Annotated in this window: 23 protein-coding genes; 8 read left to right on the forward strand and 15 right to left on the reverse strand. The window is 52.1% G+C overall.

Annotation, left to right across the window (positions count from 1 at the left end; all coding sequences use genetic code 11):
* The first annotated feature begins 395 nt into the window (after window positions 1-395).
* The 8 genes from LUB09_RS17090 to LUB09_RS17125 are packed head-to-tail and all read left to right on the forward strand — an operon-like array spanning window position 396 to window position 7,777.
* Window positions 396-812, forward strand: coding sequence for a sugar 3,4-ketoisomerase (locus LUB09_RS17090; RefSeq protein ID WP_209980418.1), 417 nt, complete (start codon window positions 396-398; stop codon window positions 810-812).
* Entirely contained in the window at window positions 797-1,465 is a 669-nt protein-coding gene (locus LUB09_RS17095; RefSeq protein WP_231423126.1) for an acetyltransferase, read from the forward strand. Before LUB09_RS17090 ends, LUB09_RS17095 begins: the two co-directional genes overlap by 16 nt.
* Before the next feature lie 9 nt (window positions 1,466-1,474).
* On the forward strand, window positions 1,475-2,395 hold the full coding sequence (locus LUB09_RS17100; RefSeq protein ID WP_231423128.1) for a hypothetical protein: 921 nt from the start codon (window positions 1,475-1,477) through the stop codon (window positions 2,393-2,395).
* On the forward strand, window positions 2,389-3,330 hold the full coding sequence (locus LUB09_RS17105; protein ID WP_209980412.1) for a GNAT family N-acetyltransferase: 942 nt from the start codon (window positions 2,389-2,391) through the stop codon (window positions 3,328-3,330). The genes LUB09_RS17100 and LUB09_RS17105 overlap by 7 nt, the downstream gene beginning before the upstream one ends.
* Window positions 3,323-4,429 (forward strand): DegT/DnrJ/EryC1/StrS family aminotransferase, encoded by a 1,107-nt coding sequence (locus LUB09_RS17110; protein ID WP_209980411.1) that lies wholly within the window; start codon window positions 3,323-3,325, stop codon window positions 4,427-4,429. Before LUB09_RS17105 ends, LUB09_RS17110 begins: the two co-directional genes overlap by 8 nt.
* Window positions 4,426-5,670, forward strand: a complete 1,245-nt coding sequence (locus LUB09_RS17115) for an O-antigen translocase (RefSeq protein ID WP_231423129.1) — start codon at window positions 4,426-4,428, stop codon at window positions 5,668-5,670. The genes LUB09_RS17110 and LUB09_RS17115 overlap by 4 nt, the downstream gene beginning before the upstream one ends.
* Window positions 5,667-6,593: a glycosyltransferase family 2 protein gene (locus LUB09_RS17120; RefSeq protein ID WP_231423131.1), complete on the forward strand. Its 927-nt coding sequence runs from the start codon at window positions 5,667-5,669 to the stop codon at window positions 6,591-6,593. The genes LUB09_RS17115 and LUB09_RS17120 overlap by 4 nt, the downstream gene beginning before the upstream one ends.
* Window positions 6,590-7,777 carry a hypothetical protein gene (locus LUB09_RS17125; protein ID WP_231423132.1) on the forward strand — a complete coding sequence of 396 codons (1,188 nt, stop codon included), beginning with the start codon at window positions 6,590-6,592 and terminating at the stop codon, window positions 7,775-7,777. Before LUB09_RS17120 ends, LUB09_RS17125 begins: the two co-directional genes overlap by 4 nt.
* Before the next feature lie 40 nt (window positions 7,778-7,817).
* On the opposite strand, the gene LUB09_RS17130 is transcribed toward LUB09_RS17125, so the two are convergent.
* From LUB09_RS17130 to rpsA, 15 genes are all read right to left on the reverse strand, one after another.
* Entirely contained in the window at window positions 7,818-8,156 is a 339-nt protein-coding gene (locus tag LUB09_RS17130) for a ComEA family DNA-binding protein (protein ID WP_231423133.1), read from the reverse strand.
* A gap of 110 nt (window positions 8,157-8,266) precedes the next feature.
* A complete protein-coding gene (locus tag LUB09_RS17135; RefSeq protein ID WP_231423134.1) occupies window positions 8,267-10,261 on the reverse strand; it encodes a polysaccharide biosynthesis protein in 1,995 nt (664 codons plus the stop codon).
* Between the two features lie 86 nt (window positions 10,262-10,347).
* On the reverse strand, window positions 10,348-11,382 hold the full coding sequence (locus LUB09_RS17140) for an MraY family glycosyltransferase (protein ID WP_209980398.1): 1,035 nt from the start codon (window positions 11,380-11,382) through the stop codon (window positions 10,348-10,350).
* A gap of 45 nt (window positions 11,383-11,427) precedes the next feature.
* Window positions 11,428-12,390, reverse strand: a complete 963-nt coding sequence (locus tag LUB09_RS17145) for a UDP-glucose 4-epimerase family protein (RefSeq protein ID WP_231423135.1) — start codon at window positions 12,388-12,390, stop codon at window positions 11,428-11,430.
* Window positions 12,387-13,517 carry a glycosyltransferase family 4 protein gene (locus LUB09_RS17150; RefSeq protein WP_209980394.1) on the reverse strand — a complete coding sequence of 377 codons (1,131 nt, stop codon included), beginning with the start codon at window positions 13,515-13,517 and terminating at the stop codon, window positions 12,387-12,389. The genes LUB09_RS17145 and LUB09_RS17150 overlap by 4 nt, the downstream gene beginning before the upstream one ends.
* Window positions 13,517-15,472, reverse strand: coding sequence for an asparagine synthase (glutamine-hydrolyzing) (gene asnB / locus LUB09_RS17155; RefSeq protein WP_209980392.1), 1,956 nt, complete (start codon window positions 15,470-15,472; stop codon window positions 13,517-13,519). Before asnB (LUB09_RS17155) ends, LUB09_RS17150 begins: the two co-directional genes overlap by 1 nt.
* Window positions 15,473-16,615, reverse strand: a complete 1,143-nt coding sequence (locus LUB09_RS17160; RefSeq protein ID WP_209980389.1) for a glycosyltransferase family 4 protein — start codon at window positions 16,613-16,615, stop codon at window positions 15,473-15,475. It abuts the gene before it with no gap.
* Window positions 16,612-18,498, reverse strand: coding sequence for an asparagine synthase (glutamine-hydrolyzing) (gene asnB, locus LUB09_RS17165; protein WP_231423138.1), 1,887 nt, complete (start codon window positions 18,496-18,498; stop codon window positions 16,612-16,614). Before asnB (LUB09_RS17165) ends, LUB09_RS17160 begins: the two co-directional genes overlap by 4 nt.
* A gap of 283 nt (window positions 18,499-18,781) precedes the next feature.
* A complete protein-coding gene (locus LUB09_RS17170) occupies window positions 18,782-19,807 on the reverse strand; it encodes an NAD-dependent epimerase/dehydratase family protein (RefSeq protein WP_231423140.1) in 1,026 nt (341 codons plus the stop codon).
* Window positions 19,808-19,851: 44 nt separating this feature from the next.
* Window positions 19,852-21,129: a Vi polysaccharide biosynthesis UDP-N-acetylglucosamine C-6 dehydrogenase TviB gene (gene tviB, locus LUB09_RS17175; RefSeq protein WP_209980379.1), complete on the reverse strand. Its 1,278-nt coding sequence runs from the start codon at window positions 21,127-21,129 to the stop codon at window positions 19,852-19,854.
* 468 nt (window positions 21,130-21,597) lie between these two features.
* The gene (locus LUB09_RS17180) at window positions 21,598-22,932 is read right to left on the reverse strand and encodes a Wzz/FepE/Etk N-terminal domain-containing protein (protein ID WP_442964105.1); all 1,335 of its coding nucleotides are present in this window, start codon (window positions 22,930-22,932) and stop codon (window positions 21,598-21,600) included.
* 420 nt (window positions 22,933-23,352) lie between these two features.
* Entirely contained in the window at window positions 23,353-23,595 is a 243-nt protein-coding gene (locus tag LUB09_RS17185) for a lipopolysaccharide assembly protein LapA domain-containing protein (protein WP_231423141.1), read from the reverse strand.
* Window positions 23,596-23,619: 24 nt separating this feature from the next.
* Entirely contained in the window at window positions 23,620-23,916 is a 297-nt protein-coding gene (gene ihfB / locus LUB09_RS17190; RefSeq protein ID WP_003189779.1) for an integration host factor subunit beta, read from the reverse strand.
* Window positions 23,917-24,046: 130 nt separating this feature from the next.
* The gene (locus tag LUB09_RS17195) at window positions 24,047-24,331 is read right to left on the reverse strand and encodes a hypothetical protein (RefSeq protein WP_231423142.1); all 285 of its coding nucleotides are present in this window, start codon (window positions 24,329-24,331) and stop codon (window positions 24,047-24,049) included.
* A 160-nt stretch (window positions 24,332-24,491) separates the two neighbouring features.
* Entirely contained in the window at window positions 24,492-26,183 is a 1,692-nt protein-coding gene (gene rpsA / locus LUB09_RS17200) for a 30S ribosomal protein S1 (protein WP_231423143.1), read from the reverse strand.
* Between the last annotated feature and the right edge of the window lie 104 nt (window positions 26,184-26,287).

Raw genomic sequence — 26,287 nt, forward strand, 5'->3', positions numbered from 1 at the left:
TCATGCCAGCGCTGTGCGCAGTATCAGGACTGAAGGGTTTTAAAGTGAGATCGGCAACCGCTTTTGTATGGGTATTTACCATACCCCGTGACATAATCGACCTTTTTCAAGCTATGGCTTGGGTTGCCAATCCAGAGCCACTTTGTGTCGAGTTACGCAGATGCACGGTGAACCAGAGAGCCCCCTTTCGATGAGAGACGCTGAAACCGAACGGACCTGACTCTTTGCAACTACACAGGTGGCGTGCTGCCTACGGTGACCCTGTCGCGGCAGTAAAGGGGTCGACGTTGGTAACGGAAGTGACATGTATGGGTATGAAATTGAATTTATTTGCCTAACTATCATGGCTCGTCAGTGCGGGTAAACAGCATAAATTATGAGGCATGGAGGGTGAAATGGAATTGATCAGATGGCTGGATTTTGAGCGACTGGGCGATAACCGAGGGGAGCTGATTGCCATTGAAGTTGGCGTCGACAAGATCATCCCTTTTGAAATAAAACGTGTTTATTACATCTACGCTACAGCCCCCGGCATCAGCAGGGGTTTTCATGCCCATCGAAATTTAAAGCAAATTGCGATCTGCGTATCCGGCACCTGCAAGATGGTGTTGGACAATGGAACTGTTCGCGAAGAAACCATTATGCACAGCGCTACACGCGGGCTGGTTATCGAGAGTATGGTATGGCGGGAAATGCATGACTTCAGCCCTGACTGCGTATTGCTGGTGCTGGCAAGTGAACATTATGAAGAATCCGACTATATAAGATCTTATGAGACTTTTCTTGAGGAGCAAGCATGTCTAAAAAGCTGATAATCGTTGGGGCGGGTGAGTTCGCCATGATTGCTTATGAGTACTTTACACATGACTCTGATTTTCAGGTCTGCGCTTTTTCCGTCGAGAAGGAATACCTCGAAAATACCACGCTGTACGATCTCCCCATTGTAGCGCTGGAATCAATCGAAACCACATATCCGCCCGCCGACTATGAAGTCTTCGTCGCGATACCGGCCTCACAACTCAATCGACTGAGAACCCGTCTCTATGAGATGGTCAAGTCCAAAGGTTATACGTGCGCCAGCTACATAAGTTCGCGTGCGTTCGTGTGGCACAATGCTGAAATCGGTGAAAACTGCTTTATCTTCGAGAACAATACAGTTCAACCTTTCGTATCGATTGGGAATAACGTGATTCTCTGGAGCGGCAATCATATAGGGCATCGTTCACGTATCAATGACAACTGCTTTCTCTCTTCACATGTCGTGGTGTCAGGCTATTGCGATATCGGCGAATCCTGTTTCCTCGGTGTCAATTCGACACTGAATGATCGCATCAGCATCCCCAAAGACTGCGTGATTGCCTCCGGCACCCTGGTTAATAAAAACCTGCCGGAGCCAGAGCGAATTTATTATGGCTCGCCCGCGCAGATGCTGCCGAAAAAAAGCAGTCTTAAAGTTAAATTGTAGGGTATTGACATGCTTTGGAAAAAGATAGGCCAGATCTTCGATGCTCGAACCCAGCTTCCTGATTGGGCAGAGAACTCAGCGCTTACACCAACACCTTTTTTATTGAACCCGGACGTCATCAGAATTTATGCCGGGTTTCGAGACAAGGCCGGCGTCAGCCGCATAGGTTATGTAGATGTGTCATCACATGACCCACGCAAGGTGCTGGGTGTTAGCAAAGAGCCAGTATTGACTGAGGGTGGCCCCGGATGTTTCGACGATAACGGCGTCATCATGGGCGATGTGGTGCGCGATGGCGACACCATCAGAATGTACTACGTTGGTTTCCAGATCGTCAAAAAAGCGAAGTTCCTTGCCTTCACTGGCCTGGCAACCAGCCAGGACGGACTTCGATTCGACCGGGTTTCTGAAGCGCCTGTACTTGATCGCGTACACCAAGGTCGCACGATCCGCGCAATACATACTGCGATCTACGACGAAGGGCGTTGGAAGGTTTGGTATGCATTGGGAGATGGCTGGTGTGATATAAACGGCGTTCAATACCCTCGTTACAACATCTGGTACACAGAGTCGCCTGACGGTATCTCCTTTCCAGGGCCCCATCATCTTTGCATCGACAATGAAGGTGATGAATATAGAATAGGCAGGCCCTCCGTTTACAAGATAAACGGTCGCTATATGATGTTCTATACAAAAGGCGGAATTACCGGCAAGGATTACTTCCCAGGCGTTGCCTACTCCGAAGACGGCATCAACTGGACGCGCAAGGATGACGAATTAGGCATGTCACTTTCAGAGCACGCAGGATTTGACGACCAGCACCTGTGCTATCCGCGCCTGTGTGTCACGGCGGATAAAGTCTATGCTTTTTACAATGGCAACAATATGGGCGTTGAAGGTATTGGCCTGATGGAGTTGGTTCAATGGTGATTTGCGAGCTTTATCAGCAAGACGCCGAGAGCCAATGGAATGAGTTCGTCAGAACCAGCAAGACACCGCTGTTTATCTTCGAACGCCCCTTCATGGACTACCACGCCGATCGCTTTAATGACTTCTCTCTGCTGTTCAAAGAAGAAGATCAACTTCTTGCTGTGTTGCCCGCCAACATTGTGGACAATGTTGTGTATTCACATGGAGGTTTGACGTTCGGCGGCTTGATACTTTCGCACAAGGTCAAAGCAGAGAAGGTTCTTGAGATACTGCAGACGCTCAAAGTCTTCCTGAAAGAAAAGACTGTCAGCCGCCTTGAATACAAGTCAATTCCTTACATATTCGCCACTCACCCGGCTCAAGAAGACTTGTATGCGCTGAATATCGTTGGCGCCACCTTATTCCGGCGAGATATATCCAGCGTCATTGATATGGAGCGAGAGCCCAAGTTTTCAAAAGGCCGAAAATGGTTGATTGCAAGAGCGAAGAAGAACGGTCTGTGCGTAGAGGAGTCCACGGACTGGTCGGCCTATCACGCACTGCTTTCCAGCGTGCTATCGAAGCACAGTGCCACACCTACTCACTCGATCGATGAAATGGCTCTGCTCCACGAGCGCTTTCCTGAAAACATCCGTCTGAGGGTCGTGCGCAAGGATGGAGAGTTGATATGTGGTGTGCTGCTATTTGCTTATGAGCAGGTCTTGCATACTCAATACATCGCGGCAAACGAAGTCGGCAGGGAATCGGGGGCACTCGATCTGACCCTGGCAAGCTGCATTGATGAAGCCAAGCGCTCGGACAAAGCGTATTTCAGCTTCGGCATCTCGACTGAGCGTGGCGGGCTTTACTTGAACACCGGGTTGATCGCACAAAAAGAGAGCTTCAGCGCCCGGGCTATCGTGCATGATTTTTACAGGCTGGAATTGAATGATTAAGTTTTTGGATTTGAAGCAAGTCAACGATCAATACCAGGCAGAAATTCTGGCCGCCGCCGAGCGCGTGATAAAGTCCGGCTGGTATATCAAGGGCGAAGAACTCGAACAGTTTGAACAGGCATTTGCAGCGTACTGTGGTACCCAGTACTGCATCGGTGTGGGCAATGGCCTGGACGCACTCACCCTTTCCCTGCGCGCCTGGAAAGAGCAAGGCCGGGTTAACGATGGCGATGAAGTCATCGTCCCAGCCAATACCTACATTGCTAGCATTCTGGCCATCATTGAAAGTGGGTTGACACCCGTTCTAGTGGAGCCATGCCTGGACACCTACAATATCGATCACCGACAAATTCAAAACAGGATCAGTGAAAAAACCAAGGTCTTGTTACCTGTCCATCTGTACGGTCAACTGGCCGAAATGGACAAAATCAATGACATCGCCAAGGCTCATAGTCTGCTGGTTCTGGAAGATGCCGCGCAGGCACACGGCGCAGAGGCTTTCGGAAGGAAGGCAGGAGCCTTCGGAGACGCTGCAGGCTTCAGTTTCTACCCCGGGAAAAACCTGGGTGCGCTGGGCGACGGCGGCGGGATCACTACCAATGATGCTGAGTTTGCCGACATTGTTCGATCCTTGGGCAACTACGGCAGCGAGGCGAAATATCAACATCGTTATGCGGGGATCAATAGCCGACTGGACGAACTGCAGGCGGCGATACTCTCTGTCAAGCTCAAGCACCTCGATAACGAAAACGCCCGCCGGCGAGCGATTGCAGCGAACTACGTTGCTAACATCGATAATCGATTGATCACGCTGCCGAACCTGGCTGATGGCAAAAGCCAGGCCTGGCACTTGTTCGTCATCCGATGTGACGACCGCAACGGGTTCATGTCTCATCTTTCCGATAACGGTGTGCAAGCACAAATCCATTACCCCACCGCTCCGCACAAACAAGTGGCGTTGCGCGGTATGACGACTGAAAGCTTCCCGATCACCGAGAACATCCACGACACAGTGGTGAGTCTGCCGTTGAATCCCACAATCAGTGATGATGAAGTTTCGCACGTCATCGAAGTGTGCAACGCCTACGTATCGTCATGAAGCTGATAAAAACAAGCCTGTTGAGTGGTATAGCGTCGCTGGTAAAAATATTTACGCTGCTCGGCATAAATAAGGTGCTCGCGATCTATACCGGTCCTTCGGGCTACGCACTCATAGGCCAGCTTCAAAATGCGGTACAGATTTTCTCGACATTCGCGAGTGGCGCGGTCAGCACCGGCGTTACCAAATACACCGCGGAGTATGGAGAGGATTCTTTAAAGCAGGAGAAGGTCTGGCGCACGGCTTTCAGCATCGCGTTATCGGGCAGTCTCATCAGTGCGATATTTATTATTGTGTTTGATAAAGAGCTCGCAGAGTTTTTTCTCGGGGACAGGGCCTACAGCAACCTTTTCATTGTGTTCGCCATCGGGCTGTTGCCGATGGTAGTGAACACGTTGCTCCTGGCCATACTCAACGGCAAGAAGGAGATCAAGGGCTATGTGATCGCAAATATTCTGGGCAGCCTGTTTTCGTTGCTCTTTACTGCGGTCCTGGCTTATTGCTTCGACTTTCTTGGCGCACTCATTGCTCTGGTGTCTTATCAGTCAATAGCCTGTTTGTTCACATTGGGCGTTTGCTTGAAAACCAGTTGGTTCAGGCTCGGTATATTTGCCTTCGAGTTTGATCGCAGTGCGCTGAGGAAACTCACCGGTTTTACATTTATGGCGCTGTGCTCTGCCATATGCGTTCCGTTGAGCTCCCTGTTTATCAGGACCTATCTGAATGACTCCTTGAGCGCCGAAGCCGCTGGCTATTGGGAGGCGATGACTCGGCTAAGCGGTGCATACATGATGGTGGTCACAATGACACTGAGCGTGTATTACCTGCCCAAGCTGTCGGAACTGACTTCGGCCAGCCAGATCAAACACGAAGTTATGTCCGGCTATAAAATAATTCTGCCTGCGGCCGCGCTGCTGTCGCTGGGCGTTTTTGTTTTTCGCGACCTTATTATCTGGATATTGTTTACCAAGGAATTCGCACCCATGCGCCCGTTGTTTACGTGGCAACTGGTTGGCGACACCATGAAAATAGGCAGCTGGATTTTATCCTACTTGATGGTTAGCCGAGCGATGATCAAAGAGTTCATCATCTCTGAAATCATTTTCTCCATAACACTATGCCTACTGGTCGTGGCATTCTCCAACGCCTACGGTCTGATCGGGGCGACAATGGGCTACTGCGTAAACTACATGGCCTACTGGGTATTTTTGTATTTCTTCGTATGGCGGAAAATTAATTGAGCCTTAAGTCAAGCGTGATGTTGCCCTTATCTGAACAACCACTCGTCAGCGTTGTGGTCATCGTTTACAACCAATCGAACTATATCAAAGAGTGCATTCAATCAATCTTATCGCAAGATTACAAAAATATTGAAATTATCATCAGTGATGACGCTTCCAAAGATGGTACCGACGCGCTCCTCCAAGAGATGCATGCCGCCAACCCTGAAAAAATAATACTTAACCTTGCTTCCGCTAACCAAGGGATAACGGGTAATTGCAATGCGGGCTTGCGTCTTGCAAAAGGCAAATATGTCGCCATGTTTGCGGGCGATGATTTGATGCTGCCTGGACGAATTAGCCAACAGGTCGAGTTCCTGGAGCAACATCCTGAGTTCTCCATCTGCGGGTCCTATGTGCAGGTTATTGACGGACAGGGACGTGCGGTAAAAATACAGAAAGACAAATTCAATAAACACAACCCTGTTTACAGGCTCGATGAGTTGATCGCCTCCAATAACTCCCTGGTGCCCGTGCCGGGCTTTATGGTGAGGGCTGATCGAATTCCAGCCTCTGGCTACGACTATCGCTTGCCTAAAGCATCAGACAGCCTGTTCTACTACCATATCGCCAGCAAAGGCGATATCTACATATTAAAAACACCGCTGACGCAATACCGCGTGCATCAGAGCCATGCGTCAAATATGGGCTACCTGGATGACAGCCTGGTTTCACTGGCACTGTGCGAGTTTTATTTCCCCGAACTGTACAGTGCTATAAAAAAAGGCAAAAGCAACCTGTACTATTCATACGCCCGGCACCTGCACAAGGTAAAGAAGGATTATAGCGGCGCATTGAAATATATTACTCGATCGCTTCTGGGCGACTTGAGCTTCAAAAAGTTGCTGGCATTGGCGCTGATTATATGTCGGGTTGATCGATGATTGAAATTTCAGAAACGCGTCTCACGCTGCAAAAAAAAACCTATCTCTGGGCGATGGCAACCTGGATCGTCATTGCATTGAACCCTTTCTATATCTGGGGGTATACACCTCAATTTCAGGCCCTGATCGCGGGTGTGTGCCTGGTGCTTTTTTTCCTCAAGAAAGATATTGCGCTACGCGAATACTTTTCTGGCCTGCTTTTCTCCGTAATGGTTTTCCTGTTTTACTATTTTTACGGCGCCAGTATTCTAGGCTGCTTATATTTCATGGCCGGCTATTTTGTTTTTTATTGCATACCTTCAAACGAAATCTTGAATATTTTTCGTAAATCAAAACGGCTGATCGCCATTCTTCTGCTTCCCGGTATATGCATCTGGTTTTTGCATCACCTGACCGGTGACAATAAATTATTCTTACTGGGCCCTCTGCCTGAGTACAAAATTCCCGATCAACTCAAAGCCCAAAATGGCGTAGGCTATTTTGTTTACCCTATGACCGTGGTTTTGGACTATATGCTGGACAATCCATTTTATCGGTTTTTTGGTTTTTTCGATGAGCCTGGTGCGCTGGGTACCTTCGCTGCCCTGCTGCTGGCGGCAGACAGGTTCAACCTGAGATCACGCAGCAACTTCATCATATTCATTTCCGGAATTCTAAGTTTGTCCATGGCTTTTTTCATATTAAGCCTGGCTTACTTCGCCATCGAAGCGGTGCGCGGTAACAAACGTAACATAGTGCTATTAAGCGTTATGGTGGCACTCGTCATTCTGTCTGCACAAAATGATTATTTGAAGACCGTGATGTATGACCGCTTCGCCTATAAGTCGGAGGGGCTCGCAGGAGACAATCGCAATACCGATGGCTTCAACAAGCTATTTTCTGAGTGGGAATCGTCCGATGCGCGCTCACTCGTGTTTGGCAGCGAGAAGGAAGACGACAGCGGCTCCGCCAGCTTCAAGAAAATCATCTTTCACTCGGGCATTCTAGGCACAGCATTCTTCGTACTGACGCTGTTGGGCTTTGCGCTGAGGCATAGAGTGCTCTTGAACTTCAATGGCATGGCTTTTTCTCTGCTATTGATATTGTCGATTGTTCAGAGACCCCTGGTTATCGCACCTGCGTTCCTGCTTCTGATTGCGGCTGCGGGCTGTAGGGAAATGTCACTTAAAAAAGCTCCACTATAGTCGGGAACAGGCCGGTCGATGACCGGCCTGTTTGATTGGGTTATTTGATCTCCAATCTGTCGCGGTTTTTCTCCATCAGCGCTTTGCCTATTCCCTTCACCTCAAGCAGTTCATCTACAGCTGTGAAAGGCCCATTGGTTTCTCGATAAGCCACAATCGCTTTGGCTTTGGCTGCACCAATACCAAACAGGTTGAGTCGCAACGTTTGCGCGTCGGCAGCGTTGAGATTGACCTTGGCATTTTGCGCAGCGATTTCTACCTGAACAGCGACCGGGATTGGTGAAGCAACGTTGAGGGAAGGTGCCGGAGCAGCCGTTGCTGCGAGTGAAAAATTTGTAAGCAGGGTAAAGACGAGAGCGGAAATGTAGGCGTTTTGCATTGGTGACACTCCATGACATCTAAAAAGAGAAAGCAGCTTTCCGAAGCTGCTTTTTCAAATTAGAAGATCTTTGGAGAACGTCAAAAATGGCTGAGTAACAAGGTGTTTTCTCAGGGTTCCAAGCGGCGTTGCTGATAGATCCAATCGACAATTTCGCCGTCCGGGGAATACCCGCTCACGGTGTCCCTCAGGAGCTGACGCACGCGCGTGTAATCGTGCTGTTCAACGGCGGCAAGCAGTTGCGTCAGCATGTCCTTGAGCAGATCCCAGGAGAGGTGATCTTCGTTAGCACTCATGATCATCGGGTGCTGGGTGGCAACGACGTTGTCACCAATCAGTAACTCCTCGTAAAGCTTTTCACCAGGACGCAATCCCGTGAATTCAATCGCGATGTCACCGAGGGGATTTTTTTCGGACCGAACGCTAAGACCGGAGAGATGAATCATCTTTTCCGCCAGTTCGGTAATCTTTACCGGCTCCCCCATGTCAAGTACGAACACATCTCCGCCAAGCCCCATGGAGCCAGCCTGGATCACCAGTTGGGCGGCCTCGGGGATAGTCATGAAATAGCGCGTGATCTTTGGGTGAGTGACCGTCAGCGGCCCGCCGGATTTGATCTGCTTGTGGAACAACGGAATCACCGATCCCGACGACCCCAGAACATTACCAAAGCGAACCATGGTGAACCGGGTATTGTTGACGCGCGATACATTGGCACTGTCACCAAACAACACCGGCGCCAGTTCACGACTGAGGGCCTGCAGTGTCAGTTCGGCGAGGCGTTTGGTGCTGCCCATCACGTTAGTTGGGCGAACCGCCTTATCGGTTGAAATCAGTACGAAGTTCAACACGCCGGCCTGCAGAGCAGCCTGGGCAGTGTTCAAGGTACCGATCACATTATTAAGCACACCTTCGGCAATATTGTGCTCGACCATCGGTACGTGCTTGTAGGCGGCTGCGTGGTAAACCGTGTCCACGCTCCAGGTTTTCATGATGTCGAGCAACTTCGCCTCATTGCGTATTGACCCGAGTATGGGCAATACACGAACCGGTAACGATTCACGAACGATCCGTTGTTCGAGCTCCGACAAAATGCTGTAGAGGTTGAACTCACTATGCTCGAACAACAATAAGGTGGTGGGCTGCAGTGACAGGATCTGTCGGCAGAGTTCGGAACCGATCGAACCACCCGCCCCTGTGACCAGCACGGACTGCCCCTTGATGCAGTGTTCCAGAAGCTCCTCCTGGGCCGGCACGGCGTCGCGCCCCAGCAGGTCGGCAATATCCACTTCCTGAATGTCGTCTACCTTTACACGGCCGCTTGCGAGGTCCATGAAGCCGGGGACGCTGCGTACATGCAGTGGGAAACCTTCAAGGAAGCCGAGAATTTCGCGACGCCTGCCACGATTGGAAGACGGAATTGCCAGCAGGATTTCCTGCGCGCCCGTCGCGTCGATCATGCGTTGAATGTGCCGGGGTTTATACACTTGCAGCCCGGAGATGACACGATCAGAGATGCTGTCATCGTCGTCGATAAAAGCGACAGGACGCATGACTCGGCCCATGCGCAACGCAGCCACCAATTGGTTGCCCGCCGCGCCTGCACCGTAGATCGCGACCCGCGGCAAGCCGTCGTCACGGCTGGTGAACGGCACGTGCTGAGCCGCAGCGAACCAGTCGCCCAGAAAGTACTGCCGCATGGCCAGACGCAATCCGCCAACCATGATCAAGCTAAGCCACCAATAATTGAAGATGATGGAACGTGGCACCACGTTCTGGTGATTGCTGTACCAGTAAACCACTACACCTAGAATCAAAGATGAAAGACTGACGGCCTTGATGATCGCAATCAGGGCGTCGTTGCCAAAGTACCGCATGACAGCACGGTACATGCCAAAACGCACGAACAGTGGAATAGCGACAACCGGAGCGCAGAGGAACAACCATTGGTGAAGGGCCACCGGGTTGATCATGTCATCCACCCCTAGGCGCACGACAAACGCCATCCACAGGGCGAGCCAGACCAGGAGGATATCTGTGATGACCTGCAGGATGCGTTTGCGCCTGCGAGGAAGCGCCAGCAGGTAAGATCGAATTTTACTCATAACCCTTTAAACACCTCTAACGCTCCTGACCTGCTCTGCATGACCGGCATTGAACACTTGAATGGCCTTATTGTTCTGTACGCGAATTACGCCGAAGGTGAGACGGTTTTTTCCAACTCACCCGCACGGTATTTGATAGCCAGCAGCACCAGCGGTATATAGGCGATAAGCAAACCCGCCAAACCATTGAGACCCAATAAAGCCACAGAAAGTGCGATAGGTATCAACCATAATAAATTAATCGCGAGCACCGCCAGGGTGACAGGCAAATGTCGGCCAACCTGACGTGAGGCGAATTGATAGGCATGACTGCGATGAGCTTCATAAACCTTGTCGCCGCGCAGCAGGCGCCTGATAAGCGTGAAGGTGGCGTCTACAACGAATACGCCAAGCAGTATCAACCACACCCATAAAAATGCCATATCCTGCCACGCTGCCTGCAGCGAAAATATGCCCAGGATGATGCCGAGAAAGCCACTGCCAGCATCGCCCATGAAAATACGCGCCGGCGGAAAGTTCCAGTAAAGAAAGCCCAGGACTGCCATGCTCAACAATAATGGAGCCCAGATGAGCGCCTGATTCCCCGTCGCTGCATAGATCAGGCAGGCGCCCAGGCAGACGCACAACGCTTCGATACTGGCGAGCCCATCAATGCCGTCCATGAAGTTGTAGAGGTTGAGCAACCACACCAGGTAAAACGCAGCGAGTATGTGACCCAACCACCCGAGGTCAACGACCATGCCAGGCAAGCTGATGGGAGGGAGTCCGCCCAGCCAGAAAAGTGCCCAGATGGACGCCCCAAAATGGCCAAGTAGACGCCATCTTGCTGCGACATGCCCGTGATCATCGAGAAACCCAAGGATCGCAATGGCAGCGCCCGCCCCCATCAAAGCCCATGTAACCGAGCGTGAAATCTCGTCTCCCAGATACAGGATCGGCAGTGCGATCAGGAAGCTCAACACGATCGCCACACCGCCCCCGCGGGGGGTGGGAATGGAGTGGGAGCTACGGGCATTGGGTATATCGATCATGCTGTTTGCCAACGCATAGCGTCGCAGGATCCAGGTAAGCAGAAGTGCAAGGGCCGCCACAACGGGCGCAAGCCACAATAAGTGAATCATCCACAGCTCCAATTGGCGGTCCGGGGAACGGACCCTCCTTCTAAATCAAACTTCCTTGAAACTTGCCGCCGTCTTTTTCAGTGCTTCGGAAACAGACATGGGCGGCACCCACCCCAGCAGATCCCGTGCCTTTGTAATATCGACTTGTAAAGACCCGCACAGCCGCTGGCCGATAGACTTGCGACCAATCAATGCCGCCCCCCACTCCAGCAGCACGGCTGGCACCGGCAGCAGTCGTGCCGGCTTACCCAGCGCCGCCCCCATGCGCCTGAGCAACTGGGTGGTCGAGAGGTCTTCACCGTCACTGACCAGAAACGTCTGGCCAGCCGCAGCCGGATGGGTCATGCAAGTTACGATAAGGTCCACCAGGTTATCCAGTGCGACCAGGCTGCGCTGGTTGCCAATGGCGCCCAGAGGCAGCACGACACCTTTGTTCAGCCAACTCATCATGCTGCGAAAATTGGCCTTGACCCCTGGACCATAAACGAGCACCGGACGAATTATGACGACTTCCATGCCCGTGTTCTGCGCCAGTAACCGAAGTTGCTGCTCGGCTTCCATCTTGGAAACGCCATAAGGATCACCTGGAGCCGGGACGTCATCTGCGGTGTAAGGCTGCCCTGGACGCGTGCCCTCGCCGTTGACCTTTATCGAACTGATGAACACAAAGCGTTTCACACCCGCTTGCGCAGCTTGTTCAGCCAGCTTCAAGGTGCCCACCACGTTGACCTTGCGATATTCGGTCAGCGGATCGCTGGAAGCATCGGACATTACGTGAACGCGTGCAGCGCAGTGCACCAGAACGTCAACACCGCAAAGAGGAAGCGGTTCGCCAGCCAGATAATCCGGGCCGGCTCTCACCGGGGAGACCGTTGCCGGCAGTGCAACACCATCGCGACGAATCAGAGCCATCACCGTGCAGCCTGCCATCGAGGACAGCCGTTCGACCACTGCCGAACCTACGAAGCCGCTGGCACCCGTGACGAAGTATGTGTGTTGATGATTCAAGCCGTGTGCTCCAACTGACGATAGACCTCAAGATGTTGTTCCACGATTTTTTCGATCGCAAACGCCTGTACCGCCAGTTCTCGACCCGCAGCGCCCATCTGACGCCGCAGCGCCGGATCTTCAATGAGCAGTTGCAGTTGATCGGCCAACGCGTGTGCATCCCGTACCGGCACCAGCAGCCCGGTGACGCCGGGGTCAATTGCGTCACGACAGCCGGGAACATCGGTGGTAACCACAGCTCGACCACAGGCGGCAGCTTCAACCAGCACCTTCGGCAGCCCTTCACGGTAGGAGGGCAAGGTTACGATATTGGCGTCTGAAAACAGTTGCGCAATATCGTCGCGATATCCCAGCAACTCGACAATACCCTCCTGGCGCCACGCATCCAGTTCAGCCCTGGTGACTGTGGCAGGGTTACCAGGGTCGACATCGCCAATCAATTGAAAGCGGGCTTGTACCCCGCGCTTGGCCAATATCCTGGCAGCCTCAACATACTCCACCACGCCTTTATCGCGCAAAAGCCGCGCAGCGAGACAGACTACAGGTAGCCCCTGAGGTTCTGGAACGTGCGCATAAAGTGCCAGATCGACACCCGAGCCACGAATCATCACAACCTTGGCCTCGGTAAGCCCGCCCATCGCCAGCAACAGGTCTCGGTCGTCAGGGTTTTGAAAGATCGAGCGCAGATTACGCTTACCCAACGCCAGGCGATAAAAAGCACTGACCAGACGCCGAACCAGCGCAGCCTTGGTGCCCTTGGAAAGAAACACGAAACCCAACCCGGAGATGGCCGTGACGACGCCTTTAACGGGAGCGAAGCGCGCAGCAACGCCGCCATAAAGGACCGGCTTGATGGTCACCAGGTGAAGCACATCTGGCTTCAAGCGCCATAACAACTTCCAGATGGTGAACATCAGCCCCAGCTCCGCCAACGGATTACGGCCACTGCGCGATAGCGGCAGAGGATGAAACTCAAAACCCTGTGCCGTGATTGCAGCAACCGCAGCACCTGGCATGCAGGCGACATGAACCTTATAGCCAGCCGCCTGCGCACCTTTGGCAACAGCCAGACGATGGGACAGAAAAAATCCCGGATCATTGACTATAAACAACAACGTTTTAATCATCACTGCTCATCCAACCACGCCTGGAACATAAGGATGGTCCACAGGTGAGACTGCCAATTACCTCGCCCCTGAAGATGCTCGCTCCACATTTTCCTGATGGGCTCAGGCCGAAAGTAGCCATCCCGGACCAGGCGAGCTTCATCAAGGAGGGATTCGGCCCATTCGCGCAAAGAACCGCGCAACCACTCACCCAGCGGGATACCAAACCCTTGCTTGGGACGCTCGATCAGCTCTTTCGGGACGTGGCGATAAAGGACCTGACGCAACAGCCATTTCCCCTGACCATTACGGATTTTCAGATCAAGCGGCATACGCCACGCCAATTCGACCACTCGGTGGTCGAGCATGGGAACACGCCCTTCTATGCTCGCCGCCATGGAGGCCCGATCCAGCTTGACCATGATGTCATCCGACATATAGGTCTGAGCATCCATCGCCATCATCCAATGCTCGAAAGAATCGGTCTTCGGCCAGCGGGATGCGTCGGTAAACATTGTCGCAGGCTCTTCACCGCCGATGACAACGCTGGCCGGATCGCTCCAATGGCTGTTCAGTTGAAGGTAGAATTCATGCCCGTCCGCCAGCTTCAACACGTTGGCCAGTTTGTGCGCCTTGTCCCCAGGCCCGCTCACATGAAACCTGCTGGGAAGCAGCGGCTTTGCCAGGTTGAAAAGACTGTCCCACGTGGTGGGAGATACCGATCGTAAAAGGCTCGCGCTGGCCTGTCGCGCGAACGACGGCACATGCTGCATCTTCGACCATATCTTTTTTGCGCTCAGGTACCGGTTGTAGCCACCGAACAATTCGTCACCGCCGTCCCCACTGAGTACAACCTTCAATTGTTGGCTGGCCAGTTGACTGACAAGGAAGGTGGGAATCTGCGAGCTATCGCTGAAAGGTTCGCAATACATGGAAGACAGGCGCGGTATTACCGCTGCAGCGTCCTGAGGACGTACATACAGCTCAGTGTGCTGGGTGCCCAGGTGCCTGGACACAGCCTTGGCATGTACCGCCTCGTCGAACCCTCCCTCATCGAAGCCGATGGTGAACGTGCGTACCGGCTGGGTGCTCTGTGTTTGCATAAGGGCCACAACCGCGCTGCTGTCCACGCCCCCGCTCAGGAAAGCGCCCACCGGTACATCGGCCAGCATTTGCTGACCAATGCTCGACCGCAATTGAGCCTCGAGCAGATCAGTCGCCGCCTCGGGGCTGCCGGTGAACGGATCAGCAAGCCCCTTGGCCACCGCATCATTAAAGCGCCAGTAAGGCTGAGCAATGGCAGCTTTCGCAGCTGAGAGATCAGTAAGAGGCAGGACAACATAATGACCGCTCTGAAGCTTGGCGATGCCCTTGTAAATGCTGTAAGGGGCCGGAATGCAATTGTGACGAAGCAGCAGCGTCAACGCATTGCGGTCAATTTCCGCGCGAAACGCCGGAAACGCCTTGATGGCTTTGAGCTCCGAGCCGAAGAGCAAGATGTCATCCTGCCAGCCATAATAAAGCGGCTTCTCGCCCATACGATCACGGCCCAGCGTCAGGACCTGCTCTTGCCGATCCCACAGCGCGAACGCAAACATGCCCACCGACGCACTCAAAGTCTTTTCAACGCCCCAGCTTGCAAGCCCGGCCAGAAGCACTTCGGTGTCCGAATGGCCTTTCAGGCCCGTCGAGATAAGACCATCGTCGTGCAACGCTTGCCGCAGTTCGGCATGGTTATAGATCTCGCCGTTGAAGACGATGACAAATCGTCCGCAACTGGAATGCATCGGTTGATGGCCAGCTTCAGAAAGGTCAACAATTGCAAGACGCCGATGCCCCAAAGCGATTCCCACATTCCCGTCGATCCACACACCGGAGTCGTCCGGGCCTCGATGGGTGAGCGACGTGTTCATCAACCGAACAACAGCCTCGAGTTCGCCGTTACGCGAGCTGAAAATACCGCTCAAACCACACATTTACTGGGCACCCTGATTCGAAAGAAAGCGATGATATAGGTCTTTGTATTGATACTCGGTACATTTCATTGTGAAATTTTCGGCGATGCGCTTATAAACGCTCTGCCCCATCGCGGCACGCTCTGACGCTGTTGCAGAAAGTACCGAGACGAATGCTTCGGATAGCCGCCGAGCATTCTGTGCAGGCACTACCGGACCCAATCCACCCAACAGGAATGCTGCATCGCCCACATCGGTGGTGACGCAAGGCAATGCCATACTCATGGCTTCGCCAAGAACGTTGGGGAAGCCTTCGGTGAATGAATGCAGGCAAAAAATATCCATGGCTTTGAAACAGGCAGCAACGTCCTTACGCTCACCGAGCAGGACAAACCGATCTGCGTGACCGGTGGAAGCAATATCGGCCATCAGCGCTGCATTATTCTGATCAACATCGCGCCCTACCATCAGAAACCTGACGTTCGCAAACTGACCAGCAACCATGCCTGCGGCTTTTACAAAGTTGGCGTGGTCCTTGACCGCGTTGAAACGGCCGAGACTGCCGATCACAAGCTCATCACGCCCAATGCCATGAGCTTCTCGAATGGCGTCACGCTCCGAGGGTGTGGCTACCAGTCGCGCAAGATCAAAGCCATTAGGTATGACCGTCATTCGATCCGGCGCATAGCCGACTTCAACATGGGTTTTTCGCGATGCTTGTGCAGCGCAGACAATCACGTCAGGGATGGATCTGGAGAGCCACGCACACAGTTTTCGAATGATAATCGTGGCCTTGCCCCCGCCGCTGCTTACATCCGTAGTCCTGACGCCCCATATGACACCTCTCACTCCGACCAGACGCGCTGCTATGCCTCCAACGAGATCAGAGTGGTACATCCAGGTTTGCACGATATCGGGCTTCTGCCGACGAAGATCACTGACCAACTTGATAGTAACGCCCAGCAAGTCCCACTTGCCGCGCATATGCAGGGTTTCGACGGCAATGCCGCTGGCTCGAAGCCGCACCCCCACTTCACCCAGGTCGGTCAGGGAGATCACGCGATGCTCATCCTCACCACGCGCCTTGAATGATTCACACAGGCGCAGCAGCATCAACTCCGCACCGCCAATATGCAGACCAACGATGATATGGGCTACTTTCAACGTCCCTGCTCCTCCAGCCAAGCTTGAAACATCAATACACCCCACAGCTTGCTCGAATGGTCGGCCCGGCCGCTCAGATGTTGCTCCCACACCCTTCGGATCACCGATGGATGAAAAAATCCTTCTTGCTGTAGACGTTTTTCATTCAGCAACACTTCCGACCACTCTCTGAGAGGCCCGCGCAACCAGGCCGCAATCGGAATGGAAAACCCTTTTTTTGGTCGTTCTATCAACGCGCGTGGAACGTGGCGGTATAGAACCTCTTTCAACGCCCATTTACCGACCCCTCCACGAATTTTCATATCCAGAGGTATACGCCATGCCAACTCGACAACACGATGATCGAGCAACGGAACGCGTGTCTCCAGACTGTTAGCCATGGCAGCGCGATCCACCTTTACAAGGATATCGTCGACCATGTAGGTCTGAGCATCCATTGCCATCATCCACTCTTCAAAGCCCGTCACAGCCGGCCATTTGGCTGGCGTGTTGAGCAATGTCGGGCCTTCATTTCCACTGATTACCGCGTTCGAGGGGGTCTTCCAATGGCTGACAAGCTGGCAATAGAAGTCCTCGCGATTACGACAATCAAGAATATCAACCAGTTTTTCAGCCCTGCCTTTAAGCGGTAACTTCTTCAACGAACTCGCCGCCACGTGGCGCAGTCCGCTTGGTACTTTGCTGACCTTGCTCCATATGCGCGGCGCAAACTGGTAAGGGTTATACCCGCCAAACAGTTCATCACCTGCATCACCGCTCAACGTAACGGTGACATGCTCACGCGCCATTTGGCTGACAAGGAAGGTAGGTATTTGCGAACTGTCGGCAAACGGTTCGCAATAGATGCGCGGCAAGTCTGGAATGATATTCAGCGCATCCTTGGCTTGAATATAAATTTCACTGTGTTCGGTATGCAGGTGGCGAGAAACTGCGAGCGCATGCTCCGCTTCGTTAAAACCATCTTCGCTGAAACCTATCGTGAAGGTTTTCACCGGGCGCGAACTTTGCTTCTGCATAAGTGACACGATCAAGCTGCTATCGACGCCGCCGCTCAAGAACGCGCCCAATGGGACATCGGCGAGCATTTGCATGCCAATACTCTGATCAAGCTGGGTCTCGAGCGTGTCCACTACAGTCTTGCTATCGGCTTGCAGTGGATTGCCGAGACCGGCCTTTACAGCAGCATTGAAAGACCAGAATGGAATCAAATCGACGGACGCTCGCTTTTGCCCAAGCGAGATCGCGACGTAATGTCCAGGCGCGAGTTTTTCAATACCCTGATAAATACTGTACGGCGCCGGAACATAATTGTGCCTCAGGTACAGTGCCAGAGCATCGCGATCGATATTGGCTGAAAAGGCCGGGTGTACCTTAAGCGCCTTGAGTTCCGATCCAAATAACAGAACATCGTTATGCCAGCCCCAATACAGCGGTTTCTCTCCCAATCGATCGCGGGCCAGTATCAACTGGCGCTCCTGCGTGTCCCATAACGCAATGGCAAACATTCCTACCGTCGCCTGCAGGGTTTTCTCCACGCCCCATCGCTCGAAGCAGGCCAGTAAGGTTTCTGTATCCGAGTGCCCACGCCAGGTTTCGCCGTACTCGGTGGTGAGGAGGCTGCGCAACGAAAGGTGGTTATAAATTTCGCCATTGAACGCCATGACGTAGCGCCCGCTGGAAGAATGCATGGGCTGATGGCCCGCGGCTGAAAGATCGACAATTGCAAGCCGACGGTGCGACAGGCCTATTCCAAGTGATGCGTCCGACCATGTTCCGGCATCATCGGGGCCGCGGCTGTAAATCGCGTTACCCATCGCCGCCAGGATGTCATTTGCGCCATCACCCAGAGGGGCTGATGCGAAGAAACCAGAAAACCCACACATGCCTCAATTCCCCTGAACGTATTTAATCGCGATCCTAGCTTACGAGATATCCCAAGCAGTCTCAGGATGTCACCAGCATCGTATGCCGTGAACAACTAAAGCAGGGGACGACCTATCGTTAACAAAATAAAAAACCTTTGAAATTTCATTAGAAATAAATGGGCGTACAGCACTCATCGACGCCGAATTCTTCGGTGAGCCGCCCGCAGGCACAATAAAACAAAAGGCTCGAGCGCCCCTAGATTGGGCGCCTGAGACACTCCGAAAATAAGGCAAGCAACCATTACTTCAGAAAAGTCGAATACCAGCCCATTGCTTTCGCAATACCCTGCTGAATATCAAACTTCGGCTCATAGCCCAACAGCGTTTTTATCTTTCCGATATCAGCCTGAGAATGCCGAACATCGCCTGCACGAAAATCACGATACACGGGCGATTTTTCATAACTTATACCGTGCTGCGACAACGACTGGCGTAGCGCAGAAAACAGCATATTAAGGTCGGTACGCCCGCTGACCGCGACGTTATAAACTTGATTTCGCGCTGCGGACTCAGTCACGGTAGCGGCCAGCAGATTGGCTTGAACTGTGTTCTCGATAAAGCAGAAATCCCTGCTGGTTTCGCCGTCTCCATTAATAAAAACCTCTTGATTCTTAATCATGGAAGCGGCCCATTTAGGGATCACCGCAGCATAGGCACCCTCCGGATCCTGACGCTTACCAAACACGTTAAAGTAACGCAGACCGATGGTTTCAAAACCATAACACCTAGCGAATACTTCCGCGTAGAGCTCGTTGACATACTTGGTAACTGCATACGGGGAGAGTGGTTTGCCAATAACGTCTTCCACTTTCGGCAAACCCGGGTGATCTCCGTAAGTAGAACTACTGGCAGCGTAAGTGAAACTTTTTACTTGCGCATCCCTGGCCGCCACCAACATGTTAAGGAACCCATCAATATTGGTAGCATTCGTAGCGATTGGATCATTGAGGGATCGTGGTACCGACCCAAGCGCCGCCTGGTGCAATACGTAATCCACCCCTCCACATGCGCGCTGACAGTCATCCAATACCTTGATGTCACCTTCGATGAAGCTAAAACGAGCCCACTGCTGCGCAGTGACCGTACCTTTAACCTCATCGAGATTGCGCTGATGGCCCGTCGCAAAGTTGTCAAGGCCGACAACAACTTGATTCAGGCCAAGCAAAGTCTCCAATAAATTGGAGCCAATAAATCCAGCCACTCCAGTGATCAACCACGTTTTAGGTGAAGTCTTGAGTGTTTCCAGGAGCGTTTCATAGCGGGACATAAATTGGCTCTTCGTTTATTGAAAAATAGAACGCATAAATAAAATTACAAACGAATATCAGACTCTTCACGGCTCAGCAGGTATTTCAGATCGTAGAGAACATGCTCAGCCTTACCAAACTTGCGAATTTTTTCAGCACCCAGAGCCTTGAATTCATTATGCGCAACGGCCAGCACAATACCGTCATAGACATCAGTGCCCGGTTCGGCAATAGGCGTTATGCCATATTCATGGTTGGCCTCTTCAGGGCTGACCCATGGATCATAAATATCCACTGCAATGTTGTACTCTTTCAACTCATTGACAATATCCACGATTCGCGTGTTACGCAGGTCCGGGCAGTTTTCCTTGAACGCCAGGCCCATAATCAATACACGAGCGCCATCGACATGAATACGGCGCTTAACCATCGTTTTTACCAACTGGGAGACCACATACGCGCCCATTCCGTCATTGAGACGGCGTCCCGCAAGAATGATTTCGGGGTGATAGCCGATGGATTGAGCCTTGTGAGTCAGGTAGTAGGGGTCTACGCCGATGCAGTGCCCGCCCACCAAGCCTGGCCGGAATGGCAGGAAATTCCATTTCGTGCCCGCAGCCTGGAGCACTGACTCCGTATCAATACCCATTTTATTGAAAATAATGGCCAGCTCATTGATCAGAGCGATGTTTAAGTCACGCTGGGTGTTTTCAATAACTTTCGCCGCTTCGGCAACTTTAATGCTGCTTGCCTTGTGCGTGCCCGCAATGATGATCTGGTTGTAAAGAGCATCCACCAGATCGGCGATCTCAGGTGTGGATCCAGAAGTCACCTTCTTGATGGTAGTGACACGATGCTCCTTGTCTCCCGGATTAATACGCTCAGGGCTGTATCCGGCAAAGAAATCGACGTTGAATTTTAATCCGGAAAATTTCTCAAGGACGGGCACACAGTCTTCTTCAGTTGCGCCGGGATAGACGGTCGACTCATAAATAACCAGGTCGCCTTTCTTCAGCACCTTACCGATACTTTCTGATGCCTTGATCAGTGGCGTAAGGTCTGGTTGGTTGTACTCATCAATCGGCGTAGGCACTGTCACCACAAACGTATTGCAGCTGGACAATTCGTCCAGATTAAAACTGAAGCTGAGCTTACCGGCCTGCTTCAACTCCTCATCGCTCACTTCCAGCGTGGAGTCGTGCCCGGCTCTCAAGGCCTGGATACGCGGCTGGTTGATGTCAAACCCAACCACCGTCCGATGCTTGCCAAACTCCACCGCGAGGGGCAGGCCAACATATCCAAGACCTATAATGGCGAGCTTAATATCTTCCAGTTTTTGCATAATTAAAGCCTAATAATAAAATAAAATTTCACTGAACCATCTTCAGCGCTGAATACTTCAACATCCCCGTGAATCAAGACCTCTGACAGCAGGTCCCCCGCAAGCTGAGCTCGCCCACCGGCAAGAAATCTCCAGCTGCTTGCTGGCGCTTTCTGCGCGCCAACTGATTGATCGCTCAAGCCAATATCACTTTGCCATGCCTGTACCCGGATGGTTTAGCCGAGCTTAACCGTTCAAAAGTCAACACCTGCAAAAACAGCGTAAACCCGCTACACCCTTGAGCGAGGACGTTTGGTAAGCATAATACTACGAGATGCTTCACCAAATAAGCGCCAGCAGAACATAAACCGCACCACATGTATCTGCCAAAGCCAGATATGCTACCGGCACCATGAATGCGTGAGCGTTTTGGCTTCAGGTCAGCAAATCAACACCTGAAGCCAGCGCGCCTGGTAACCTCATATCAGCCTACCGCTCACTTTTTTCTACCTCTGCGTGTACAGGCGGTGAGTGAGATGACCTACCAACTGCGGCGCTACGCTTAATTAACAGCAGCGAACGCGCCAGGGCGATCAAAACACCGAGGACCCCGCCCATAATAAGACCAGACAGCAGAATAAGAGCCTTTTTTGGTTTAATCGGCTTAATCGGCTCGAGCGCCAGCTTATCTATGACGACCAATTTCAACTGCGCCATATCAAGATTCAGACTACGGAGCCGGGCCTGCTCCCCCCGAAGAGGCGCGACATTACTCAAAAACAAATCTTCGTTTTTACGATTGTTCAGCAATTCAATCTCGCGATTAGACTGCAGCAATTGAAGGTCCTTGGCGATTTGCGCGATACGGACATCGGTAAAGTCATCACTCTTACGCTGTAGCAGAGCGCTACGCTCTGCCTCCAGCGCCTCGACCCCCATGAAGTACAGAGGGAGTTGCTGATTATTGATTTCGGTACGAATGACGCTGGATGACCGATTATTGCTTTTATCACCTAATGACGAAAGCGTAGATGGTTTTTGTATTCCAAGTGATTTAGCAATTGCAATGGATTCACCCAACAGCGCCAGTCGATCGCTACGAGCGGCCTTTAGCTGAGCGCGCAGTGCCTTGAGCTCATCTTGCAATTGAGCACGACGAAGCACATCTTTCTCGGCCAACTTTGCAATCCTGGCCTCTTTATCCATTTCGTAACTTGAGCGAGCGGCGCTCAACTTTCCTTCAATTTCCGTTAATCGATTTTTAACAATCACACTCAAGTCAGCAGCAATCTGCTGCCGCTGCGCATTAATTGCGTATTCGACAAACCCATTGAGAATAGACACCCCATCTATCCCCTTGGGGTAGGTCATTTCAAGCTTAATATAGTTGCTTAATTCGTCCGATTTCTTGGAATCTGGAACTTCAAGATTTATTGAATTTTTGTTGAACTCCTCAAAACTCTGCTCCAATGTTCTCCCTGGGCGCGAGAAAGCCTTGAACAGATTTTGATGCGAGCGAAAGAAACCAAGACGAATATCGTAAGACTCAAGCGCCTCCCCCACTTTAATCAACGCCTGCGCCGGTGGAAGCGTATAGACTTCAGACCGATTCAAAGCGTCCAGTTCGTTAATTGCGGCAGGGCGCAGGACGCTGGTCACTTGATATTCTGGCGTAACTAAAAAGGCGTAAACAGCCGACAGAGCGCCGGCAAGCACGACGACGGCAAAAATTAGAACCTTATTTTGCCAGAGCCCATGAAAAAGCATTTCAAGGCCGAATTTTGCCGCAGGGGGTACCGGAATGACGCGAAGACTACTACTCACAACAAAAACCTGCCTTCAAGAAGAAACTGCGGGCTCGTTATGCAGACAAATTGTGTGTTTGTTCTAATTGGATGACCGCCTGAACCGAGCGTCTCTGCCAAATTCCGAGCGCACAAACTGCCTGTTATCGAGAACAGATTTCATTTTGCCATCTCTCTGGTTTATTACAAGACTTGACATGTCTGTAGGCCTTTACCTACAACGCCAAAAAAACCAATATCAGTCATGCTGGGCGACAACGAGGCGGAAGGAGAGTTTCGGATCTGACAGATCACAGCCAATGATTTAACGAAACCCCAAGCCTCTAGGCACTCCCAAGTAGAAAAGCGCCTGGGGACCTGGACTTACCCGCAAACGATATTTTCTGACAGGCGGTCATGACCCTTTACTCAGTCCAATCCAAACAAGCGAGAGCAGACTTCAGCTTCGCCCGCCTGCCATAGACCTGCGATGACGACGCCCTACCAAAACACCCAGCAACGGCCCTATCACCATCCCAACAATCAACGCCACCACAACAAACACCGAAACAGGCAACTCCCTAGTAGCCTGCCCCAGAAACGAAAGCGATACGCCCTGCTGATTTTCCAATACAAACGCCAGGACTATCAAAGCAACGATCAGTACCGCGAATACCGCAACAACGCGCTTAACCCCACGCATAACCTTCTCCTACCTCAAAAACACTCAGACGCCTTCTTCCTCTTCTTCGTTCACCCGGTCACGCAACTCTTTGCCCGGCTTGAAGTGAGGGACGAATTTACCGTCGAGGCTGACGGATTGGCCTGTCTTTGGATTGCGGCCAACGCGGGGCGCGCGGTAGTGCAGGGAGAAACTGCCGAAGCCACGGATCTCGATGCGATCGCCGGTGGCCAGACACTGGGACATTTGCTCAAGCATAGTCTTGATAGCCAGCTCAACATCCTTGGATGAGAGCAGCCCTTGATGGGTGACAATTCGTTCGATCAACTCCGACTTCGTCATATTTTTCCCTTCTTTTTCAAGCAGCTAGGAAAAGCGCTCCGAAGGTTTTAGCATGACTTGATGAATTTGAACAGCCCACGCAATACTTATGTGCAGGTTAATAGCGCTGCCTGATGGGCACCGCGGTGGGTCATTTACAGATGACCAACATCGTTCGAGTGACTGCGCCGGCAGGATTCCAACCAAACAAGTAATCGCCCTCTTCATCCTTCGCGTCGCTGGAGCGCGTGATCACCTTATAGCCCTGCATCTTGCATTCGCGAGCAGCGCGCTTCTCACACTTCTCCCAATTACCGCCAAGGCCCGAGCAGTCGATCTCTATCCCACTCACACCGCGCTTGACGTGCGTTTTTGCGCTAGTGACGGAACAGCCTGACAGCATCACCAATACGAGCACTACGATAAGCCTGTTCATTCAAATCCTTATTGAAACAAAACGCCGAGAGCGCTTTTACTATGACTATAGCCAGTTCTGACAACGACCTGTAGACCAGAGATACCCGAGGATGATTCAACGAATTTCAGACACAAAAAAGGGCGACCGAAGTCGCCCTTTTTCTATGGTCTGACAGAACTTAGTTCTGCTTTTCCATTTGTGCACGCAACAGGTCGCCCAGAGTGGTAGGACCAGCAGTGATGCTATCCGAAGGCTTGTCTTTCAAGCTTTGGATGGCTTCTTTCTCTTCAGCATCGTCTTTCGACTTGATGGAGAGCTGGATTACGCGGCTCTTGCGGTCAACGCTGATGATCTTGGCTTCTACTTCCTGGCCTTCTTTCAGAACGTTGCGCGCGTCTTCAACGCGGTCACGGCTGATTTCGGAGGCTTTCAGAGTCGCTTCGATATCGTCGGCCAACGTGATGATGGCGCCTTTAGCGTCAACTTCTTTCACGATGCCTTTAACGATTGCGCCTTTGTCGTTGTCCTGAACGAATTCAGAGAACGGGTCGCTTTCCAGTTGCTTGATACCCAGGGAGATGCGCTCGCGCTCTGGGTCAACCGACAGGATAACGGTGTCCAGCTCGTCGCCCTTCTTGAAACGACGAACAGCTTCTTCGCCGACTTCGTTCCAGGAGATGTCGGACAGGTGAACCAGGCCGTCGATGCCGCCGTCCAGACCAATGAAGATACCGAAATCGGTGATCGACTTGATGGTGCCGGAGATCTTATCGCCCTTGTTGAACTGGCCGGAGAAATCTTCCCATGGGTTGGATTTGCACTGCTTGATACCCAGGGAGATACGACGACGCTCTTCGTCGATGTCCAGAACCATAACTTCCACTTCGTCGCCGACTTGTACGACTTTCGAAGGGTGGATGTTCTTGTTGGTCCAGTCCATTTCGGAAACGTGTACCAGGCCTTCCACGCCTTCTTCCAGCTCAGCGAAGCAGCCGTAGTCGGTCAGGTTGGTTACACGCGCGGTCACGCGGGTGCTTTCCGGGTAACGCGCTTTGATAGCAACCCATGGATCTTCACCCAGTTGCTTCAGGCCCAGGGAAACACGGTTGCGTTCGCGATCGTATTTCAGAACCTTGACATCGATCTCGTCGCCAACGTTGACGATTTCGGAAGGATGCTTGATACGCTTCCAGGCCATGTCGGTAATGTGCAGCAGGCCATCGACGCCACCCAGATCGACGAATGCGCCGTAATCGGTGAGGTTCTTGACGATACCTTTGACTTGTTGGCCTTCCTGCAGGGATTCCAGCAGAGCTTCACGCTCGGCGGAGTTCTCTGCTTCCAGGACGCTACGACGGGAAACGACAACGTTGTTGCGCTTCTGGTCGAGCTTGATGACCTTGAATTCGAGTTCCTTGCCTTCCAGGTGCGTGGTGTCGCGCACTGGACGAACGTCGACCAAAGAACCTGGCAGGAACGCACGGATGCCGTTAACGTCGACAGTGAAGCCGCCTTTAACCTTACCGTTGATAACGCCCTTGACCACTTCTTCAGCTGCGAAGGCTGCTTCGAGAACAATCCAGCATTCAGCGCGCTTGGCTTTTTCACGGGACAGCTTGGTTTCACCGAAACCGTCTTCAACCGAGTCCAGAGCAACGTGAACTTCGTCACCGACGTTGATGTTCAGCTCGCCAGCATCGTTGTAGAACTGTTCCAGCGGGATCAGAGCTTCAGACTTCAGACCAGCGTGAACGGTTACCCAGCGAGCTTGGTAATCGATATCAACGATAACACCGGTGATGATGGAGCCTGCCTGAAGGTTCAGGGTTTTTAGGCTTTCTTCAAAGAGTTCCGCAAAGCTTTCGCTCATTTTAATTCCTGTTGATAAGGGCGAAGAATACGCCCATCTCCACACCCCAGACGGTATGGGTCAGTTTCATTTAGAAGAAGCACCGCAGGACTTTGACTGGTCCC

Source organism: Pseudomonas sp. Leaf59 (assembly GCF_920984685.1).
Lineage (GTDB): Bacteria > Pseudomonadota > Gammaproteobacteria > Pseudomonadales > Pseudomonadaceae > Aquipseudomonas.

Coding starts and splice junctions, on each gene's coding strand:
- LUB09_RS17115 (WP_231423129.1), top strand. CDS start 4,426: ATGAAGCTGATAAAAACAAGCCTGTTGAGTGGTATAGCGTCGCTGGTA.
- LUB09_RS17105 (WP_209980412.1), top strand. CDS start 2,389: ATGGTGATTTGCGAGCTTTATCAGCAAGACGCCGAGAGCCAATGGAAT.
- LUB09_RS17150 (WP_209980394.1), bottom strand. CDS start 13,517: ATGATTAAAACGTTGTTGTTTATAGTCAATGATCCGGGATTTTTTCTG.
- LUB09_RS17125 (WP_231423132.1), top strand. CDS start 6,590: ATGATTGAAATTTCAGAAACGCGTCTCACGCTGCAAAAAAAAACCTAT.
- LUB09_RS17100 (WP_231423128.1), top strand. CDS start 1,475: ATGCTTTGGAAAAAGATAGGCCAGATCTTCGATGCTCGAACCCAGCTT.
- LUB09_RS17135 (WP_231423134.1), bottom strand. CDS start 10,261: ATGAGTAAAATTCGATCTTACCTGCTGGCGCTTCCTCGCAGGCGCAAA.
- LUB09_RS17090 (WP_209980418.1), top strand. CDS start 396: ATGGAATTGATCAGATGGCTGGATTTTGAGCGACTGGGCGATAACCGA.
- ihfB (WP_003189779.1), bottom strand. CDS start 23,916: ATGACGAAGTCGGAGTTGATCGAACGAATTGTCACCCATCAAGGGCTG.
- LUB09_RS17195 (WP_231423142.1), bottom strand. CDS start 24,331: ATGAACAGGCTTATCGTAGTGCTCGTATTGGTGATGCTGTCAGGCTGT.
- LUB09_RS17170 (WP_231423140.1), bottom strand. CDS start 19,807: ATGTCCCGCTATGAAACGCTCCTGGAAACACTCAAGACTTCACCTAAA.
- asnB (WP_209980392.1), bottom strand. CDS start 15,472: ATGTGTGGTTTGAGCGGTATTTTCAGCTCGCGTAACGGCGAACTCGAG.
- LUB09_RS17140 (WP_209980398.1), bottom strand. CDS start 11,382: ATGATTCACTTATTGTGGCTTGCGCCCGTTGTGGCGGCCCTTGCACTT.
- tviB (WP_209980379.1), bottom strand. CDS start 21,129: ATGCAAAAACTGGAAGATATTAAGCTCGCCATTATAGGTCTTGGATAT.
- LUB09_RS17185 (WP_231423141.1), bottom strand. CDS start 23,595: ATGCGTGGGGTTAAGCGCGTTGTTGCGGTATTCGCGGTACTGATCGTT.
- LUB09_RS17095 (WP_231423126.1), top strand. CDS start 797: ATGTCTAAAAAGCTGATAATCGTTGGGGCGGGTGAGTTCGCCATGATT.
- LUB09_RS17130 (WP_231423133.1), bottom strand. CDS start 8,156: ATGCAAAACGCCTACATTTCCGCTCTCGTCTTTACCCTGCTTACAAAT.
- asnB (WP_231423138.1), bottom strand. CDS start 18,498: ATGTGTGGGTTTTCTGGTTTCTTCGCATCAGCCCCTCTGGGTGATGGC.
- rpsA (WP_231423143.1), bottom strand. CDS start 26,183: ATGAGCGAAAGCTTTGCGGAACTCTTTGAAGAAAGCCTAAAAACCCTG.
- LUB09_RS17110 (WP_209980411.1), top strand. CDS start 3,323: ATGATTAAGTTTTTGGATTTGAAGCAAGTCAACGATCAATACCAGGCA.